This is a genomic window from Streptomyces sp. WG5 (genome assembly GCF_049974565.1).
In the GTDB taxonomy this organism is placed as follows: Bacteria; Actinomycetota; Actinomycetes; order Streptomycetales; family Streptomycetaceae; genus Streptomyces.
Window position 1 is genome coordinate 1 of record NZ_JBNGGC010000031.1, and the last position, 18,263, is coordinate 18,263.

The 18,263-nt window shown below is 71.5% G+C and carries 14 protein-coding genes; 10 read left to right on the forward strand and 4 right to left on the reverse strand.

Going from position 1 to position 18,263, the window contains the following annotated elements; genetic code table 11:
• From treS to glgB, 3 genes are all read left to right on the forward strand, one after another.
• A partial coding sequence (treS, locus tag ACP4IX_RS27455; protein ID WP_426523509.1) for a maltose alpha-D-glucosyltransferase occupies positions 1 to 1,345 on the forward strand: 1,345 nt, incomplete at its 5' end.
• Between the two features lie 99 nt (positions 1,346 to 1,444).
• Positions 1,445 to 2,839, forward strand: a complete 1,395-nt coding sequence (locus ACP4IX_RS27460) for a maltokinase N-terminal cap-like domain-containing protein (RefSeq protein WP_426557152.1) — start codon at positions 1,445 to 1,447, stop codon at positions 2,837 to 2,839.
• Between the two features lie 53 nt (positions 2,840 to 2,892).
• On the forward strand, positions 2,893 to 5,379 hold the full coding sequence (gene glgB / locus ACP4IX_RS27465) for a 1,4-alpha-glucan branching enzyme (RefSeq protein ID WP_426557153.1): 2,487 nt from the start codon (positions 2,893 to 2,895) through the stop codon (positions 5,377 to 5,379).
• A 41-nt stretch (positions 5,380 to 5,420) separates the two neighbouring features.
• Here the strand turns inward: glgB and ACP4IX_RS27470 are convergent, their stop codons facing one another.
• From ACP4IX_RS27470 to ACP4IX_RS27485, 4 genes are all read right to left on the reverse strand, one after another.
• Entirely contained in the window at positions 5,421 to 7,688 is a 2,268-nt protein-coding gene (locus ACP4IX_RS27470; protein WP_426557214.1) for a HelD family protein, read from the reverse strand.
• A 133-nt stretch (positions 7,689 to 7,821) separates the two neighbouring features.
• Positions 7,822 to 8,136, reverse strand: coding sequence for a thioredoxin family protein (locus ACP4IX_RS27475; protein ID WP_426557216.1), 315 nt, complete (start codon positions 8,134 to 8,136; stop codon positions 7,822 to 7,824).
• A gap of 11 nt (positions 8,137 to 8,147) precedes the next feature.
• Positions 8,148 to 8,546 (reverse strand): MerR family transcriptional regulator, encoded by a 399-nt coding sequence (locus ACP4IX_RS27480; protein WP_426557155.1) that lies wholly within the window; start codon positions 8,544 to 8,546, stop codon positions 8,148 to 8,150.
• A gap of 320 nt (positions 8,547 to 8,866) precedes the next feature.
• Complete coding sequence (locus tag ACP4IX_RS27485; RefSeq protein ID WP_426523513.1) at positions 8,867 to 10,270, reverse strand: cation:dicarboxylate symporter family transporter; 1,404 nt, start codon at positions 10,268 to 10,270, stop codon at positions 8,867 to 8,869.
• A gap of 153 nt (positions 10,271 to 10,423) precedes the next feature.
• Here ACP4IX_RS27485 and ACP4IX_RS27490 point away from each other — a divergent pair, with 153 nt between their 5' ends.
• From ACP4IX_RS27490 to ACP4IX_RS27520, 7 genes are all read left to right on the forward strand, one after another.
• The gene (locus tag ACP4IX_RS27490) at positions 10,424 to 12,094 is read left to right on the forward strand and encodes a sensor histidine kinase (RefSeq protein WP_426523514.1); all 1,671 of its coding nucleotides are present in this window, start codon (positions 10,424 to 10,426) and stop codon (positions 12,092 to 12,094) included.
• A complete protein-coding gene (locus ACP4IX_RS27495; protein WP_426523515.1) occupies positions 12,091 to 12,789 on the forward strand; it encodes a response regulator in 699 nt (232 codons plus the stop codon). Before ACP4IX_RS27490 ends, ACP4IX_RS27495 begins: the two co-directional genes overlap by 4 nt.
• Positions 12,790 to 12,907: 118 nt before the next feature.
• Entirely contained in the window at positions 12,908 to 14,278 is a 1,371-nt protein-coding gene (locus ACP4IX_RS27500) for an extracellular solute-binding protein (RefSeq protein ID WP_426557218.1), read from the forward strand.
• A complete protein-coding gene (locus tag ACP4IX_RS27505) occupies positions 14,275 to 15,216 on the forward strand; it encodes a carbohydrate ABC transporter permease (RefSeq protein WP_426523516.1) in 942 nt (313 codons plus the stop codon). The genes ACP4IX_RS27500 and ACP4IX_RS27505 overlap by 4 nt, the downstream gene beginning before the upstream one ends.
• A 1-nt stretch (position 15,217) precedes the next feature.
• Positions 15,218 to 16,105 carry a carbohydrate ABC transporter permease gene (locus ACP4IX_RS27510; protein ID WP_426557157.1) on the forward strand — a complete coding sequence of 296 codons (888 nt, stop codon included), beginning with the start codon at positions 15,218 to 15,220 and terminating at the stop codon, positions 16,103 to 16,105.
• 168 nt (positions 16,106 to 16,273) lie between these two features.
• Entirely contained in the window at positions 16,274 to 16,987 is a 714-nt protein-coding gene (locus tag ACP4IX_RS27515; protein ID WP_426523518.1) for a helix-turn-helix domain-containing protein, read from the forward strand.
• A 598-nt stretch (positions 16,988 to 17,585) separates the two neighbouring features.
• Positions 17,586 to 18,224 carry an HAD family hydrolase gene (locus ACP4IX_RS27520; RefSeq protein WP_426557220.1) on the forward strand — a complete coding sequence of 213 codons (639 nt, stop codon included), beginning with the start codon at positions 17,586 to 17,588 and terminating at the stop codon, positions 18,222 to 18,224.
• The last annotated feature ends 39 nt before the right edge of the window (positions 18,225 to 18,263 follow it).

Consider the following 18,263-nt stretch of genomic DNA (forward strand, 5'->3'; position numbering starts at 1 on the left):
GCACCCGTGGTTCCAGGAGTCGCGCAAGGACCCCGACGGCCCGTACGGCGACTACTACGTCTGGGCCGACGACGACAAGCAGTTCCAGGACGCGCGGATCATCTTCGTGGACACCGAGGCGTCGAACTGGACCTACGACCCGGTGCGCAAGCAGTACTTCTGGCACCGCTTCTTCTCCCACCAGCCGGACCTCAACTACGAGAACCCGGCCGTCCAGGAGGAGATGATCTCCGCCCTGAAGTTCTGGCTGGACCTGGGCATCGACGGGTTCCGGCTGGACGCGGTGCCGTACCTCTACCAGGAGGAGGGCACCAACTGCGAGAACCTCCCGGCCACGCACGCCTTCCTGAAGCGGGTGCGCAAGGAGATCGACGCGCAGTACCCGGACACGGTGGTGCTGGCGGAGGCCAACCAGTGGCCGGAGGACGTGGTCGACTACTTCGGCGACTACGCCGCGGGCGGCGACGAGTGCCACATGGCCTTCCACTTCCCGGTCATGCCGCGGATCTTCATGGCCGTCCGCCGCGAGTCCCGCTACCCGGTCTCCGAGATCCTCGCCAAGACCCCGGCCATCCCGTCCGGCTGCCAGTGGGGCATCTTCCTGCGCAACCACGACGAGCTGACCCTGGAGATGGTCACCGACGAGGAACGCGACTACATGTACGCGGAGTACGCCAAGGACCCGCGCATGCGCGCCAACATCGGCATCCGCCGGCGTCTGGCCCCGCTCCTCGACAACGACCGCAACCAGATCGAGCTGTTCACCGCCCTGCTGCTCTCCCTGCCCGGCTCGCCGATCCTCTACTACGGCGACGAGATCGGCATGGGCGACAACATCTGGCTCGGCGACCGCGACGCGGTGCGCACCCCCATGCAGTGGACCCCGGACCGCAACGCCGGCTTCTCGTCGTCGGACCCGGGGCGGCTGTTCCTGCCGACGATCATGGACCCGGTCTACGGCTACCAGGTGACGAACGTCGAGGCGTCCATGGCCTCGCCCTCGTCCCTGCTCCACTGGACCCGCCGCATGATCGAGATCCGCAAGCAGAACCCCGCCTTCGGCCTCGGCACCTACACCGAACTGCCGTCCTCCAACCCCGCGGTACTGGCCTTCCTGCGGGAGGCTCCCCCGAACGGCGAGGACGGGGACGACCTGGTGCTGTGCGTCCACAACTTCTCCCGGTTCGCCCAGCCCACCGAACTCGACCTGAGCGCCTTCCAGGGACGCCACCCGGTCGAACTGTTCGGCGGGGTCCGCTTCCCGGCGGTCGGCGAACTGCCGTACCTGCTGACCCTCGGGGGGCACGGCTTCTTCTGGTTCCGGCTCCGCAAGGACGCCGTTTAGGCCTCAGCGGCCCCATCCCCGGCGCGGGGCGGTTTCCGCCGCCCCGCCCGGGGCACGCATCAGTAGCACCCCGACGACCCGGGGAAAGGACGCGACGCCATGTCGGAAGCCGTCACACGCACCGTCACGAGCCCGCCAGGCCTCCTTGCGTCACTCGATCCACTGCTGCGGGACTGGCTGCCGCGGCAGCGCTGGTTCGCGGGCAAGGGCCGTCCGGTCACCGGGTTCTCGCTGGTCGCCGCCACCGAGCTGCTCCCGGCCGACGCCCGCCTCGGCCTCCACCACGTGCTGGTGCGCGCCCGCCAGCAGCTCGCACCGGCCCCGGGCGGGCCCGAGGAGCCCGGCGACTGCTACCAGCTCCTCATAGGCACGCGCGAGGCGCTGCCGCCCCGGCTGGCGCCCGCGCTCATCGGACACGTGACCGAGGGCCCACTGGCCGGCCGCACCGCCTACGACGCCCTGTACGACACCCGGCCCACCGAGGTGCTCCTGGAGGCGCTGCGCACCGGGGCCCGCATCGGCGGGCTCCGTTTCGAGCGGGAACGGAGCCCGGAGATACGCGCCGGGCTGGTGCCCCGGCTGATGACCGCGGAGCAGTCGAACTCGTCGGTCGTCTATGGAGATACGTTCATCCTCAAGGTGCTGCGCCGGATCGTGCCCGGCGTCAACCCCGACCTGGAGCTGCCGCTGGCGCTGGCCCGCGAGGGCTGCCCGCGGGTGCCGGCGCCGACCGGATGGATGGTGGCGGACCTGGCCGGCCGGTCCTGGGTGCTGGGCGTGCTCCAGCCCTATGTGCAGGGCGCCACCGACGGCTGGGAGCTGGCCCTGCGCGAGCTGGCGAAGGGGGAGGACTTCGCCGCCGAGGCCCGCGCCCTCGGGCGGGCCACCGCCGAGGTGCACACCGCGCTGGCCCGCGCACTGCCGACCGTCACCCTCGGCCACGGCCAGCTGCGGCAGCTCGCCGACGGCATGATCGGACGGCTGGAGGAGGCCGCCCACGCGGTACCCCTGCTGCGGCCGTACGCGCCGGCGCTGCGTACGGCGTTCACCGCGCTGGGGGACCTGGCCGCCGAGGGCCGTACCTGGACCGCCCAGCGCGTCCACGGCGACCTGCACCTCGGGCAGTGCCTGCGCTCGCCCTCGGGCGAGTGGTCGCTGATCGACTTCGAGGGGGAACCGGCGAAACCGCTGGCCGAGCGGCGGATGCCGCAGCCGCCGGTGCGGGACGTCGCCGGCATGCTGCGCTCCTTCGACTACGCCGCGCACTCGGCCGACGCCCCGCTGCCGGGCTGGGCCGGCTCCTGCCGCTCCGCGTACTGCACCGGATACGCGGAGGTCGCCGGCGCCGACCCGCGCACCGACCCGGTGATGCTGCGCGCCCACGAGACGGACAAGGCGGTCTACGAGGTCCTGTACGAGGCCCGGCACCGTCCCGACTGGCTTCCGGTCCCCCTGTCCGCCGTACACCGCCTGTCCGCGCCCGAACCGGCGTGACGCCGCCCTCCGCTCGCCCTTCCTGATCCCCCTTCGCCCAGGAGGCCCTGCCCGTGACCCCCCGCCCCTCGTCCAGCGGTCCCGACCCGAAGAAGACGGCCGAGGAGGGGAGCGCCGCGAAGAAGGCGGTGCCGCCTCGGAAGGCGGTGGCCGCACAGGCGGCCGGGAAGAAGGCCGCCGCCGCGAAGTCGGCCGGGAAGAAGACCACCGGGAAGAAGGCCGCCGCCAAGAAGACGACCGCGCAGAAGGCCGCCGCGAGGAAGACGACCGCGAAGAGCACGCCTCCCGGGAAACCGGCCGCCGGGAAGGCCGCGAGGACGGCGGTGAAGGCGGCCGTGCCGGCCGAGAGCGCCGTCTCCCCGTCCCTGGACGCCGGCGACCGGGAGCGGCTGCTCGCCGGCACGCACCACGACCCGCACTCCGTGCTCGGTGCCCACCGGGTGCCCGGCGGGGTCGCCTTCCGGGCGTTGCGGCCGTACGCCCTGGCGGTGACCGTCCTGTCCGGGGAGTCGCGGGTCGAGCTGCACGACGACGGGGACGGGTTCTTCTCCGGGCTGCTGCCGCTCCGGGAGGTCCCCGTCCACCGGCTCCTCGTGACGTACGAGGGCGCGGTCCAGGAGGCCGAGGACCCGTACCGCTTCCTGCCCACGCTGGGCGAACTGGACCTGCACCTGATCGGCGAGGGCCGGCACGAGCAGCTGTGGCAGGCGCTCGGCGCGCACCCGACGGTCCACGAGGGCGTCGCGGGCACCCGCTTCACGGTGTGGGCGCCGAACGCGCGCGGGGTGCGGGTGGCCGGCGGCTTCAACTTCTGGGACGGCACCGGGCACCCCATGCGGTCGCTGGGCGGCACCGGCGTGTGGGAGCTGTTCCTGCCGGGCATCGGCGTGGGAGAGCTGTACAAGTTCGAGATCACCCGGCCGGACGGCTCCCGCACCTTCCGCGCGGACCCGATGGCCCGCCGCACGGAGGTCCCGCCCGCCACCTCCTCCGTCGTACACGCCTCGGACTACACGTGGGGGGACGGGGAGTGGCTGGCCCGCCGCGCGGACGCCCCCGCGCACGAGGCACCGCTGTCGGTGTACGAGGTGCACCTGCCGTCCTGGCGGCCGGGGCTGACCTACCGTGAGCTGGCCGACCGGCTCCCGGCGTACGTGGCGGACCTCGGCTTCACGCACGTCGAGCTGATGCCGGTCGCCGAGCACCCCTTCGGCGGCTCCTGGGGCTACCAGGTCACCGGCTTCTACGCGCCCACGGCCCGCCTCGGCGACCCGGACGACTTCAAGTACCTGGTGGACCGGCTCCACCAGGCCGGCATCGGCGTCCTGATGGACTGGGTGCCGGCCCACTTCCCGCGCGACGACTGGGCGCTCGCCGAGTTCGACGGGCGTCCGCTGTACGAGCACTCCGACCCGCTGCGGGCCGCCCACCCGGACTGGGGCACGCTGGAGTTCGACTTCGGGCGCCGGGAGGTGCGCAACTTCCTCGTCGCCAACGCCGTGTACTGGTGCGAGGAGTTCCACATCGACGGGCTGCGCGTCGACGCGGTCGCCTCGATGCTCTACCTGGACTACTCGCGCGAGCCGGGCCAGTGGGCGCCGAACGAGCACGGCGGCCGGGAGAACCTGGACGCGGTGGCGTTCCTCCAGGAGATGAACGCGACGGTGTACCGGCGGGTGCCGGGCGTCGTGACGGTCGCGGAGGAGTCGACGGCCTGGGACGGCGTCACCCGGGCCACGCACCACACGGGGCCGAGCGGCTTCGGCGGGCTCGGGTTCGGGCTGAAGTGGAACATGGGCTGGATGCACGACTCGCTGCAGTACATGAGCCACGAGCCGGTGCACCGCAAGTACCACCACGGCGAGATGACCTTCTCGATGGTGTACGCCTACAGCGAGAACTACTGCCTGCCGATATCCCACGACGAGGTGGTGCACGGCAAGAAGTCGCTGGTGTCGAAGATGCCCGGCGACTGGTGGCAGCAGCGCGCGAACGTCCGGGCGTACCTCGGCTTCATGTGGGCGCACCCGGGCAAGCAGCTGCTCTTCATGGGGCAGGAGTTCGCGCAGGGCGCGGAGTGGTCCGAGGCGCACGGTCCCGACTGGTGGCTGCTCGACCCGCAGTACGGGGCGGCGGCGGACCACCGGGGGGTGCTGGACCTGGTCCGCGACCTGAACGCCGTCTACCGGGCCACGCCCGCGCTGTGGCAGCGCGACACCCACCCCTCCGGTTTCGCGTGGGTGGCCGGGGACGCCGCCGAGGACAACGTCCTCGCGTTCCTGCGCCTGGCCGCCGACGGCACCCCGCTGCTCGCGGTGGCCAACTTCTCCCCGGTCGTCCGCACCGACTACCGCCTCGGCGTCCCCGACGACGTCCCCGCCTGGCACGAGGTGCTCAACACCGACGCCGCGCGGTACGGCGGCGGCGAGGTGGGCAACCCGGACCCGGTCAAGCCGGAGCCGCAGGGATGGCACGGCCGGCCGGCGAGCATCCGGCTGACCCTGCCGCCCCTGGCGACGGTGTGGCTGCGTCCGGCCTGACGGTCAGGAAGGACGCTGACGGCCGGGAAGGACGCTGACGGTCAGGACGCGTCCACGAGTCCCTTCGGCAGCGGCCCGGTGTGCAGGACGCCGAGCCGCTGGGTGGCCCGGGTGAGGGCCACGTACAGGTCGCTGGTGCCGTAGCGGCCGGGCTCGACGACCAGGACGGAGTCGAACTCCAGGCCCTTGGACTGGCGCGGGTCGAGGAGGACGACCGTGTGCGTCAGGTCGGGCTCGGCGCCCGCCGTCACCCCGTCCAGCCGGGCGGCGAGCCCGGCGTGCAGCTCGCGCGGGGCGATGACGGCGAGGCGGCCCTCCTCGGGGGTCAGCTCGCCGACCGCCTCGGCCACCGCGGCCGGGAGGTCGCCGGTGGCGCGGATCCAGGGGCGTACGCCCGTGGACCGGACCGAACTCGGCGGTGCGAAGGACGGGTCCTCGGCCCGGACCACCGCCGCCGCCACGTCCATGATCTCGGCGGGGGTGCGGTAGTTGACGCCCAGGCGGGTGTGGTCCCAGCGGTCCTCGACGTACGGGGCGAGGATCTTCGACCAGGAACCGACGCCGGCCGCCTCCGCGGTCTGCGCCGGATCGCCGACCAGGGTCATCGAGCGGGTCGGGCAGCGGCGCATCAGCAGCCGCCACGCCATCGGGGACAGCTCCTGCGCCTCGTCGACGATGATGTGCCCGAAGGCCCAGGTGCGGTCGGCCGCGGCGCGTTCGGCGGCGCTGCGGTGGTCCTCCTCCTCCTGGCGTTCGGCGAACCGCTCGGCGTCGATGATGTCGTGCGCCGACAGGACCTCCGCCTCCTCCTCGACCTTGTCCTCGAACTCGTAGGTCCGGGACGCGTACGACACGTCCAGTACGCCCTGCGCGTAGGCGATCTGCTGCTGCCGTTCGCGTTCGGCGCGGGTGCGGGCGATCCGGTCGTCCTCGCCGAGCAGTTCGGCCGCCTCGTCGAGGAGGGGCACGTCGGCGACGGTCCAGTGCCGGGTGACCGGGCGGCGGACGGCGGCGGCGTCCTCGGCGGGGAGGTAGCCCTCGGGGGCGGCGAGGAAGTCGGCGACGAGGCGCTGCGGGGTGAGCCGGGGCCAGAGCTCGTCGACGGCCGACCAGACCTCGGGGTTCTCGGCGAGTTCGTCCCGGATCTGGGTGATGTCGCTGGGGTCGAGGAGGTTGGTGCCGTCGTAGGGGTCGGTGCCGATGCGTTCGGCGACCATGTCCGTGAGGGTGTTGAGGATGTGGCCCTCGAAGTGCTCGCGGGCCGCGTTGTGCGGCAGCTTCGTGGCGCGGGTGCGCTCACGGGCGACGTTGACCAGGTCGTCGTCGAGCATGAGGACCTCGCGGTCGTGCTCGATGGCGATCACCGGGTCGGGCAGCGCCTGCCGGTCGCGGACCACCTCGGCGAGTACGTCCGCCATGCCGGCCCGGCCCTTCACCGCCGCCGCCTCGGGGGTGTCCGTCGCGGTGGCCTTCACCCCGGGGAACAGCTCGCCGACGGTGGCGAGGAGCACGCCGGTCTCGCCCAGGGAGGGCAGCACCTCGCCGATGTAGCCGAGGAAGGCCGGGTTCGGGCCGACGATGAGGACGGCGCGCTTGGCGAGCAGCTCGCGGTGCTCGTAGAGGAGGTAGGCGGCGCGGTGCAGCGCGACGGCGGTCTTCCCGGTGCCGGGACCGCCCTCGACGACCAGGACGCCGCGGTGCGGGGCGCGGATGATGCGGTCCTGGTCGGCCTGGATGGTCTGCACGATGTCGCCCATGCGGCCGGTGCGCGCGGAGTTCAGCGCGGCGAGCAGCACGGCGTCGCCGGACGGGTCCTCGTGGCCGGTCCGCGTCTCGTCGCCGAGGTCGAGGATCTCGTCGTGCAGGGCGGTGACCGTGCGGCCCTCGCTCGTGATGTGCCGGCGGCGGCGCAGGCCCATCGGGGTGTGGCCGGTGGCCAGGTAGAAGGGGCGGGCGACGTCGGCCCGCCAGTCGATCAGGACCGGGGTGCGTTCGGCGTCGTCGGCACGGAGCCCGATGCGGCCGATGTGGTGGCCCGCCCCGGAGGTGAGGTCGATGCGGCCGAAGCAGAGGGAGCCGTCCACCGCGTTGAGCGCGGCGAGCAGCCCGGAGCGCTCGGCGACCAGGATGTCCCGCTCCAGCCGGGCCTGCATGGGGGTGTTGCCCTGCGCGAGCGCGTCCGTGACCGAGCCCTCGGTGTCGCCGCGCAACGCGTCCACGCGTGCGTACAGTCCGTCGATGAATTCCTGCTCGTGCCGCAATTCATCGTCCGGAAATTCGGTGTTTGACAATTCCACTCCCGCCCGGATATACTCTGCCCATGAACTTCTTCGTGCCCTCGCCTTGTTGAAGTCACGAATCAACGAATATACGCAAAGAAATCCCCCGAGCGCAATTGCTCGGGGGATTTCTCGTTGCGGGTCACCGCTGGTGAGCCACCGCCTACAGCACGTCGGACAGCTCCTGCAGCAGCAGCCGCTTGGGCCGGGCGCCCACCATCGACTTCACCGGCTCACCGCCGCGGAACACCATGAACGTCGGCATCGACAGCACCTTGTACGCGTTCGTGGTCTCCGGGTTCCGGTCGACGTCCAACTGCACCACCCGGAGCCGGTCGCCCTCCTCCTCGGCCAGGGCGCTGAGCACCGGGGCCATCTGCCGGCACGGCGGGCACCAGTCCGCGGTGAACTCGACCAGCACCGGCAGTTCCGCCTCGATCACCTCCGCCGCGAAATCCGCGTCCGTCACCTCGGCCACCCCTGTGCCCTTCATACGTGCCCTCCCAGTTCGCACTTGGGCTCCGGACCCCCCGGAACCGCCGCCTCGGCCCGCGCCAGCTGTGCGGCGACCTGCGCCCGCACCGACGTGAGCTCCTCGATCAGCGTGTCCAGCTCCGCCAGCTTGCTCCGGTAGACGACGAGGGACGCCGGGCACGCGTCGCCCTCGGGGTGCCCGGCGCGCAGGCACTCCACGAACGGACGGGTCTCCTCCAGGTCGAACCCGAAGTCCTGCAGCGTCCTGATCTGCCGCAGCAGTTTCAGGTCGTCCTCGTCGTACGTCCGGTAACCGTTGCCGGTGCGCCGTGCGGACAGCAGCCCGCGCGACTCGTAGTACCGCAGCGTCCGCGTCGTGGTCCCGGCGCGTGCGGCCAGCTCGCCGATTCGCATACGGACGAACGTAAGCCTTGACGCGGACGTCAAGGCAAGACGTCGAGGAAAGACGTCGAGGCACGGCCTCGGGACAACAAGGCCCCGCGCCGAAAGCGCGGGGCCGGAGGACCGGAGAGAGGGAGGGGAAGGGAAGGAGGGGAAGGGAAGGAGGGGAAGGGGAGGAGGGGAAGGGGAGGAGGGGAGGGAGACCGGGCGGCTGAGCAACGGGGGGAGCACCTCAGCCGCCCGGAGTGTGTGGGCGTCGCCCTGGCCGCGGGCCCTGGTTCAGGGCCTGGCTCGGGGCTTCGCCTCAGGCCTCAGGCCTCAAGCCCCAGGCCTCAGGCCTTGGCCAGCTCCTTCTCGCCGCCCCGGTCGGGCACCGCCGTGGGGTCGTCCCCGTCGCCCCCGTCGTCGGCGCCGACGTGGTCGTCCAGGAGCGTCTTCTCGTCGAACGGGGCCCGCCCGGCGAGCACCTCGTCCACCCGGTCCTTGTCGATCTCCTTGGTCCAGGTGCCGATCAGCACGGTGGCGACGGCGTTGCCCGCGAAGTTGGTGAGGGCGCGGGCCTCGCTCATGAAGCGGTCGATGCCGACGATGAGGCCGATGCCGTCCACCAGGGCCGGCTTGTGCGAGGAGAGGCCGCCGGCCAGCGTGGCGAGACCGGCACCGGAGACGCCGGCCGCGCCCTTCGAGGCCACCAGCAGGAAGAGCAGCAGCGGGATCTGCTCACCGATCGACATCGGCGTACCCATGGCGTCGGCGATGAACAGCGAGGCCATGGTCATGTAGATCATGGTGCCGTCGAGGTTGAACGAGTAGCCGGTCGGGACGGTGATGCCGACCACCGGCTTGCTGACGCCCAGGTGCTCCATCTTGGCGATGAGGCGCGGCAGCGCCGACTCCGACGAGGAGGTGGACAGGATCAGCAGGAACTCGCGGCCCAGGTACTTGAAGAGCGAGAGGACGTTCACACCGGCGACGAAGCGCAGCATCGCGCCCAGCACCAGGACGACGAAGAGGAAGCAGGTGACGTAGAAGCCGAGCATCAGTACGGCCAGGCTCTTGAGCGCGTCGACACCGGCCGAGCCGGTGACCGCGGCGATGGCGCCGAAGGCACCGATCGGGGCGGCCCACATGATCATGGCCAGGACGCGGAAGACCAGCCGCTGGATGTGCTCGATGCCGCGCAGGACGGGCTGCCCGGCGGAACCCATGGCCTGCAGGGCGAAGCCGCAGAGCAGGGCGATCAGCAGGGTCTGCAGGACCTCGCCGGCCGTGAACGCCGAGACGATCGTGGTCGGGATGATGCCCAGCAGGAACTCCGTGGTGCCCTTGGCCTCCGCGTCGACCTGCGCCTGGCCGGTCTCCTTGATGGCGTCGGTGACCGCGAGGCCCGTGCCCGGGTCCAGGATGTTGCCGACGACCAGGCCGATGGCGAGGGCCACCAGGGACATGACCAGGAAGTAGACCATGGCGATGCCGCCGACCGCGCCGACCTTGGCGGCCTTGCGCACCGAACCGATGCCCAGCACGATCGTGCAGAAGATGATCGGCGAGATCATCATCTTGATCAGGTTCACGAAACCGGTGCCCAGCGGCTTCAGCTCGGTCGCGAAGTCGGGCGCGATCAGACCGACGGCGATACCGAGGGCGACCGCGATGATCACCGCGATGTAGAGAAAGTGCGTGCGGTCGCGCTTGGCTTTGGGTGCGGCAGGTGCCGTAGCGGCTTCGCTGGTCACGGCGGCCCTCCTTGACGACGTCGTCGGCATCACCGGCGTGCGGCTCACGTCCGGGGGTGTGCATCGGGGATCTGGTGACTATCTCCCGTGTTGTGAGCGCGGTCACCCTTGCGTTCATTTAGTTCACAATCAGCCACGCGAGAGACTGGCGGCATGCGCCTCAGCCTCCCCAGACCCCGCAGCCTGGCCGGTCAGCTCTTCGCCATGCAGGCCGTGCTGATAGCGGTCGTGGTCGCCGGGTACGCGCTGTTCACCTACGTCAGCGACCGGCAGCAGGCGGAGGAGGCGGCCGGGCGGCAGGCCAGGTCGGTGGCGCTCGCGATCGCCGACTCGCCGTCCGTGCTGGAGGCGATCCGCACCCCCGACCCGACGGCGCGGCTCCAGTCGTACGCGGTGCGGGTCATGCGGGACACCGACGTGGACTTCGTGACGATCATGGATCCGGAGGGCATCCGCTGGACCCACCCCGACCCGAGGCAAATCGGCCATCCCTTCCGCGGCCACATCGAGCGCGCGCAGCGGGGCGGGACCTTCACCGAGACCTACACCGGCACGCTCGGACCGTCGGTGCGGGCGGTCACGCCCGTGCTGGACGACGGCCGGGTCGCGGGCCTGGTCAGCGCGGGCATCAAGGTGGAGGAGATCAGCAAGCGGGCGCAGGAGCAGCTGACGGCGCTGCTCGGGGTGGCGGCCGGCGCGCTGCTGCTCGGCGCGGTCGGCACGTACGTGATCAACGCGAGGCTGCGGCGGCACACGCACGGGATGAACGCGGACGAGCTGAGCCGGATGCACGACTACCATCAGGCGGCGCTGCACGCGGTGCGGGAGGGTCTGCTGATGCTGGACGGGCAGTACCGGATCGCGCTGATCAACGACGGCGGACGGGAGCTGCTCGGTGTGACCGGTGACGTGGTGGGCACCTCGGTCGCCGACCTGGGGCTGCCGGCGCAGCTGACGGGGGCGCTGCTGGCGTCGGAGCCCCGGGTGGACGAGGTGCACCTGGCGGCGGAGCGGGTGCTGGTGGTGAACACCTCGCCGGTCTCCGGCGGCGAGCACCGGGGCACGGTGGTGACGCTGCGCGACGTGACCGAGCTGCAGTCCCTGACGGGCGAGCTGGACTCGGAGCGCGGCTTCACGCAGGCGCTGCGCTCGCAGGCGCACGAGGCGGCCAACCGGCTGCACACGGTCGTCTCGCTGATCGAGCTGGGGCGCGAGGAGGAGGCCGTGGACTTCGCGACGGCCGAACTGGAACTGGCGCAGGCGCTCACCGACCAGGTGGTGGCGGCGGTCGGCGAGCCCGTGCTGGCCGCGCTGCTGCTGGGCAAGACGGCGCAGGCCAACGAGCGGGGAGTGGAGCTGGTGGTGTCGCAGGACAGCCGACTGGACGACGGGCTGCTGCCGCCGTCCCTGCCCGCCCGGGACCTGGTGACCATCCTGGGCAACCTGGTCGACAACGCGGTGGACGCGGCGCAGGGCGGTGTTCCCTCGCGGGTGACGGTGGCGGCGTACACGGGCGCGGCGCACGGCGGCGGCTGTGAGCTGGTGCTGCGCGTGTCGGACACCGGCGCCGGGGTCGATCCCGCCCACGCCGACCTGGTCTTCCAGCGGGGTTTCTCGACGAAGCCGGCCGGTGAGGGCGGGCGGGGCCTCGGGCTGGCGCTGGCGCGGCAGGCGGTGCGGCGGCACGGCGGCACCCTGACGGTGACGGAGGCCGAGGGCGGCGGCGCCCGGTTCGAGGCCCGGCTGCCGTTGGACGGCGGCGCCGGCCGCGCGCCGGCGCCGGCCGCACCGACGGGCAGACCGGGCGTGGGAGGCGCCGTATGACCGGCCCGGAACCCATCCGTGTCCTGGTCGTCGAGGACGACCCCGTCGCCGCCGACGCGCACGTGATGTACGTCGGCCGGGTGCCGGGGTTCACGGCCGTCGGCAAGGCCCACACCGGGGCCGAGGCACGGCGCGTGCTGGACCGTACACCGGTGGACCTGCTCCTGCTCGACCTGCACCTGCCGGACGTGCACGGGCTGCAGCTGGCCCGTTCGCTGCGGGCGGCGGGGCATCACACCGACGTGATAGCGGTGACGTCGGCGCGGGACCTGGCGGTCGTCCGGGAGGGCGTGTCGCTGGGCGTCGTCCAGTACGTGCTGAAGCCGTTCACGTTCGCCACCCTGCGGGACCGGCTGGTGCGGTACGCCGAGTTCCGGGGCGCCGCCGGGGAGGCGAGCGGCCAGGACGAGGTGGACCGGGCGCTGGCCACCCTGCGGGCGCCGGGCCCGGCCGCCCTGCCGAAGGGACTGAGCGGGCCGACCCTGGAACGGGTGACGGGCACGCTGCGCGGCTCGGAGGAGGGCCTCACCGCCGCCGGGGTGGCCGAGGCGGTGGGCATCTCGCGGATCACGGCCCGGCGTTACCTGGAGCACCTGGTGGACACGGGGCGGGCGGGGCGCAGGCCCCTGTACGGGCAGGTGGGACGGCCGGAGCTGGTGTACCGGTGGGTGCGGGAGGCCGAGCGGGGCCGATGAACACAGGTTGTCCACCGCACACGCATTGACCTGGCTGGACCACCCCTCTTACGTTCGCCGAGCAGCCGTCCCGGCCACAGCGTCGTGCCCGTAGGAGGTCGTGCCCGTGCGTCCCACCGTGCGTCCCACCGTCCGGTTCACCGCTCTGTTCACCCTCACCGCACTCGCCTCCACCGCCCTCGCCGCCTGCGGGAGCGGCTCCGGCAGCGACCCGGACACGGTGAAGGTCTCCTTCAAGCAGTCGACGGACAACTCCATCAAGGTGATGGACACCTATCTCGGCGACATCAAGACGCAGTTCGAGAAGGCCAACCCGGGCAAGAAGGTCGAACTCGTCCCCATCAAGGCCCCGGACTCGGAGTACTACACCAAGCTCCAGCAGATGCTCCGCTCCCCCAAGACCGCGCCGGACCTGGTCTACGAGGACACCTTCCTCATCAACTCCGACATCACCAGCGGGTATCTGAAGCCGCTCGACGACTACCTCGCCGAGTGGAAGGACTGGGACCGGTTCATCGACACCGCGAAGGCCGCCGCCAAGGGCGAGGACGGCAGGACGTACGGCGTCCCGGACGGGACGGACACCCGGGGCCTGTGGTTCAGCAAGGACGTGTTCGCCGAGGCGGGTCTGCCCGCCGACTGGCAGCCGAAGACCTGGGACGAGGTCCTCGACGCCGCCCGCACCATCAAGGAGAAGGTGCCGGGCGTCGTGCCCCTCAACGTGTACACGGGCAAGCCCGCCGGCGAGGCCGCCACCATGCAGGGCTTCCAGATGCTGCTGTACGGCACGGGGAACGGCGGCTTTGACCCGCTGTACGACAAGGGCAGCAAGAAGTGGATCACGGCGGGGCAGGGGTTCAGGGACTCCCTCGCCTTCGTCGAGACGGTCTACAAGGAGAAGCTCGGCCCGGAGGTCTCCGACGCGCTCGACCCCAACTTCTCCACCACGGTCCGCGGCGAACTGCTCCCGCAGGGCAGGCTCGGCATCGCGCTCGACGGCTCCTGGCTGCCGCAGGACTGGCTGGAGGGCAGCGGGCACGAGTGGCCCGAGTGGTCGAAGGAGCTGGGGCTGGCCGCCATGCCCACGCAGCACGGGCAGGCTCCGGGCCGGGTGAGCATGTCGGGCGGCTGGACCTGGGCGATCCCGGACAAGGCGGGCAACCCCGACCTGGCCTTCGAGTTCATCAAGACGATGCAGACCAAGGACAACGCCCAGAAGTGGTACGTCGCCAACTCCGGGATCGCGGTCCGCGAGGACGTCGCGGACGATCCCGCGTACGTCGACGCCCAGCCCGGCATCGAGTTCTTCACCGACCTCGTCGCCGACACCCACTACCGGCCCGCCTACCCGGCGTACCCGAAGGTGTCCGTCGCCATCCAGGAGGCGATGGAGGGCGTGACGACCGGCGACAAGTCGGTGGAGGAGGCGGCGCGCGACTACGACGAGGCGCTGAGGGAGGCCACCGGCAACCAGGTGGTCAGCAGGTGACCGCGGCCACGCCCCGGCACGCGGGGCCGGAGGTCCGGAAGGCCCCGGCGTCCCCGGCCTCCGGCGCGCGGTCCGGTACCGTCCGCCGCTCCCTGCTGCGCGCCCTGCCCGTCTCCCCCGCCGCCGTCCTGCTGCTGCTCTTCCTCGCCGGCCCGATCGCGTACTGCGTCGTCATCGCCTTCACCGACCTCCAGCTCACCGGGCAGGCCGAGGAGTCCTTCGTCGGCCTGGAGAACTTCCGGCGGGCCTTCCAGGACGAGGCGTTCCTCAACGCCGTGTGGCTGACCCTGGTGTTCACCGTGCTGTCCTCGCTGATCGGGCAGAACACGCTGGGGCTCGCGCTGGCCTCGCTGATGCAGCGGGCGTCGAAGCCGGTCCGTACGCTCACCGGCGGCATCGTCGTCACGGCGTGGGTGCTGCCGGAGGTGGTGGCGGGCTTCCTGCTCTACGCCTTCTTCCGCCGCGAGGGCACCCTCAACGCCGTCCTGGACTGGCTCCGTCTGCCGTCCCAGAACTGGCTGTTCACGCTGCCGATCCTGGCGGTGTCCTTCGCCAACGTGTGGCGGGGCACCGCGTTCTCGATGCTGGTGTACTCGGCCGCGCTGAACGAGATCCCCAAGGAGGTCACCGAGGCCGCCGAGGTGGACGGGGCGAGCGGCTGGCGCCGGATGTGGCACATCACGCTGCCGATGATCCGGCGGTCCATCGGCACCAACCTCATGCTGAACACCCTGCAGACCCTGTCGGTCTTCGGCCTGATCTGGGTGATGACGCGGGGCGGCCCGAGCGGCAAGAGCCAGACGCTGCCGCTGTTCATGTACGAGCAGGCCTTCCAGAACAGCCTGATCGGCTACGGCACCGCGGTGGCGCTGCTGCTGTTGCTGATCGGCTCGCTGTTCTCGGTCGTGTACCTGCGCCTGCTGCGGACGGAGGTCTGACATGGCGTCCACGCTCACCTCCCGCACTGCCCGCCGTACAACCCCCGCTCCCCGGCGCACCCCCGCCTCCCGTCGCGGCCGGCGCCGGCTGGCCGCCGACGCGGGGCTGCTGGTGGCGGCCGCGGCCTTCGTGCTGCCGCTGGCCTGGGTGGTCCTGTCCGCCCTGGACCCGCACGCCGGCCTGCGGGTGAAGGTCCCCGACGGGGTGACGCTGGACAACTTCGACGCGATCCTCACCCCGGAGATCACCTTCACCCCGCTGCTCAACAGCCTGGTCCTGTGCGGCGGGGCGACGGCGCTGACGGTGGTGTGCGCGGCGCTCGCGGCGTATCCGCTCTCCCGTTTCCGGTCGCGGCTGAACCGGCCGTTCCTGCTGACGATCCTGTTCGCGACCAGCCTGCCCATCACGGCGATCATGGTGCCGGTCTACGCCCTCTTCGTGCGGGTGAACATGATCGACACCGTGCAGGGGACGATCTTCTTCTTCGCCGCCTCGCAGCTCCCCTTCGCCATCTGGCTGATGAAGAACTTCATGGACGGCGTGCCCAAGGAGCTGGAGGAGGCGGCGTGGACGGACGGGGCGTCGTCGTTCCAGTCGCTGCTGCGGATCGTGCTGCCGTTGATGGGTCCGGGGGTGGCGGTGGTGACGGTGTTCTCGTTCGTGATGATGTGGGGGAACTTCTTCGTCCCGTTCATGCTGCTGCTCACCCCGGACCAGATGCCCGCCTCGGTCAGCATCAACGACTTCTTCGGCAACCGGGGCATGGTGGCGTACGGGCAGCTGGCGGCGTTCTCGATCGTCTACTCGACGCCGGTCATCCTGCTGTACGTGCTGATCTCCCGGCGGCTGGGCGGCGGGTTCGCGCTGGGCGGGGCGGTCAAGGGGTGAGGGGGCGGTCGCGGGGTGAGCGGGCGGTCGCGGGGTGAGCGGGGGCGGCTCCGGCAGGCGCGCGCGGCATTCGCATGCGCCGGTACGCGCCCGTACGCATCCGTAGGTTCGTACGATCCGTATCACTAGCCGAACAGCCCGTAGTCAAGGGCTCCCAGGCCCCCTACGGTGTGGCGCGTGCGCCGACCCTCACCCCACCCGCATCAGTCGGGTCCCCCGTTCAACGCCCTCGCCGCCCGCCGGCTCCGTGCCGCCCTCAACATGGGGCCCGAGCACGTCGCCCACGGCATGCGGGTCTCGTACGGGCTGCCGTACGTCACCCCGGACCTCGTCGCCGCCTGGGAGCGGGGCGTCGCCTCCCCCCGGAACTCCGAGCTGACCGCGCTCGCGGGGGTGCTGTGGTGCTCGCCCGGTGACCTGATCGGCCGGCCGCAGACCCTGCGCGAGCACCGCGTCGCCCGTTCCCTGGCGCCGGAGGACGTGGCCCGTGCCGTCGGCGTCGCGCTCCCGGCCTACCTGCGGATGGAGGAGACGGACGGCTGGCGCGGCACCGACCGCCAGTCGGCCGCCCTCGCCGACGTGCTCGGCCTCGCGCTGCCCGACTTCGTGACCGTCACGGGACGCGAGGGGAAACTCGCCGACCTGCTGACGAGCGCGGTGACCACCCGCTGGCAGGGCTACGTGCGCCCGGTCGCCAAGGTGGCACCCCTGGACCGGCGGGTCCTGGCGAACGTCCTCCAGGTACTGCACCAGGACTACCAGGGGCACATGACCGCGACCCTCAGCTGGGGCGGCGGCGGCCCCGACGCGAACGCCGGGGGCCGCGACTTCCTCGACCGGATCGTGGAGCACTTCTGGGCGGCGGTCGAGAAGCACCCGTGAGCGGTGACACAGAGGAGGCGGCGCCCCGCCAGCACTGCTGATCTTGCCGGGCCTGCGGGGCGGCGCGACACAGGTGATCCCGTTTCTGAACCGCATCCACGCGGGACAGGCGTACTCGTCCCGCAGCAACCGGCATTACCTGCGCAGGCGCCGGATCAAACAGGCTCAGCCGTGATGGCGCACACCTCCAGGCCCTCACTCGAAGCGATACTCGCCGTGCTCCCGGAACTCGCCCCCCACGCGCGCGCAGCAGTCGTGCTCCACCCCGAACGGGCAGAGCCGGATTGCCGGAACAGTTCGATCGGCGGACCCCTGCTGTGGCCGGCTGATGAACCGTGGCCCACGTGCTCCTTGCCCGACGAAGGCAGGCGGTGTGCCTGCCACGGCCATGGTGCCGGTGACTGTGGCACGCCCATGACGCTCCTTGTCCACCGCAGCCAGCGACGACGAGACAGGGGTCGTCGTCGGCCGGTGGGGAGACTTGCGCATCTTCACCTGCCCCGCCGATGACCGTCACGCCTTCCAAGCAGACCTGCACTGACCTCGGGCTCATCACCCGCACGGGACCCGTCGGACAGGCCCTACGCTTCCGGTCGTGATGGAAACAATCGTGTTCGACGTCGGCGAGACGCTCACCCGGGACGACCGTTACTGGGCATCGTGGGCTGACTGGCTGGAGATTCCCCGGCATACCCTGTCAGCCCTCGTCGGTGCCGTCGTCGCTCAGGGCAAGGACAACGCCGAAGCTCTCCGTCTCGCACGGCCGGGAATCGACGTCGCTGCCGAGTACCGCGCCCGCGACGCCGCCGGCCGTGGCGAGTATCTGGACGAGAGTGACCTTTACGATGACGTGCGACCTGCGTTGTCGCAGCTGCGGAAACTGGGCGTACGCGTGATCATCGCGGGGAACCAGACTCGACGCGCTGGGGAGCTGCTGCGCGACCTGGACCTCCCGGCGGATCTCATCACCACCTCGGGGCAGTTGGGTGTGGCGAAGCCACAACCCGAGTTCTTTCACCGCGTACTGGAGGTAGCGCAGGCGACCCCAGGAGCGACCCTGTACGTTGGCGACCATCCAGCCAACGACGTGTTCCCGGCGAAAGCAGCCGGGCTGCGATGCGCTCAGCTTCGCCGCGGCCCCTGGGGGCATTTGTGGGCGGACCACCCGGACGTGGTAGCGGCGGCGGACTGGCGAATCGACAGCCTCACCGACCTCATTGGAGTCATCCGCGGCTGACCGGAAGGAACAGCCCCACCACCCGAGGTCGGTAGCCGC

Bases quoted from the DNA above. Each gene is read 5' to 3' on its own strand.
- ACP4IX_RS27460 (WP_426557152.1), top strand. From the start codon at position 1,445: ATGTCGGAAGCCGTCACACGCACCGTCACGAGCCCGCCAGGCCTCCTT.
- ACP4IX_RS27480 (WP_426557155.1), bottom strand. From the start codon at position 8,546: ATGCGAATCGGCGAGCTGGCCGCACGCGCCGGGACCACGACGCGGACG.
- ACP4IX_RS27490 (WP_426523514.1), top strand. From the start codon at position 10,424: ATGCGCCTCAGCCTCCCCAGACCCCGCAGCCTGGCCGGTCAGCTCTTC.
- ACP4IX_RS27495 (WP_426523515.1), top strand. From the start codon at position 12,091: ATGACCGGCCCGGAACCCATCCGTGTCCTGGTCGTCGAGGACGACCCC.
- ACP4IX_RS27510 (WP_426557157.1), top strand. From the start codon at position 15,218: ATGGCGTCCACGCTCACCTCCCGCACTGCCCGCCGTACAACCCCCGCT.
- ACP4IX_RS27520 (WP_426557220.1), top strand. From the start codon at position 17,586: ATGGAAACAATCGTGTTCGACGTCGGCGAGACGCTCACCCGGGACGAC.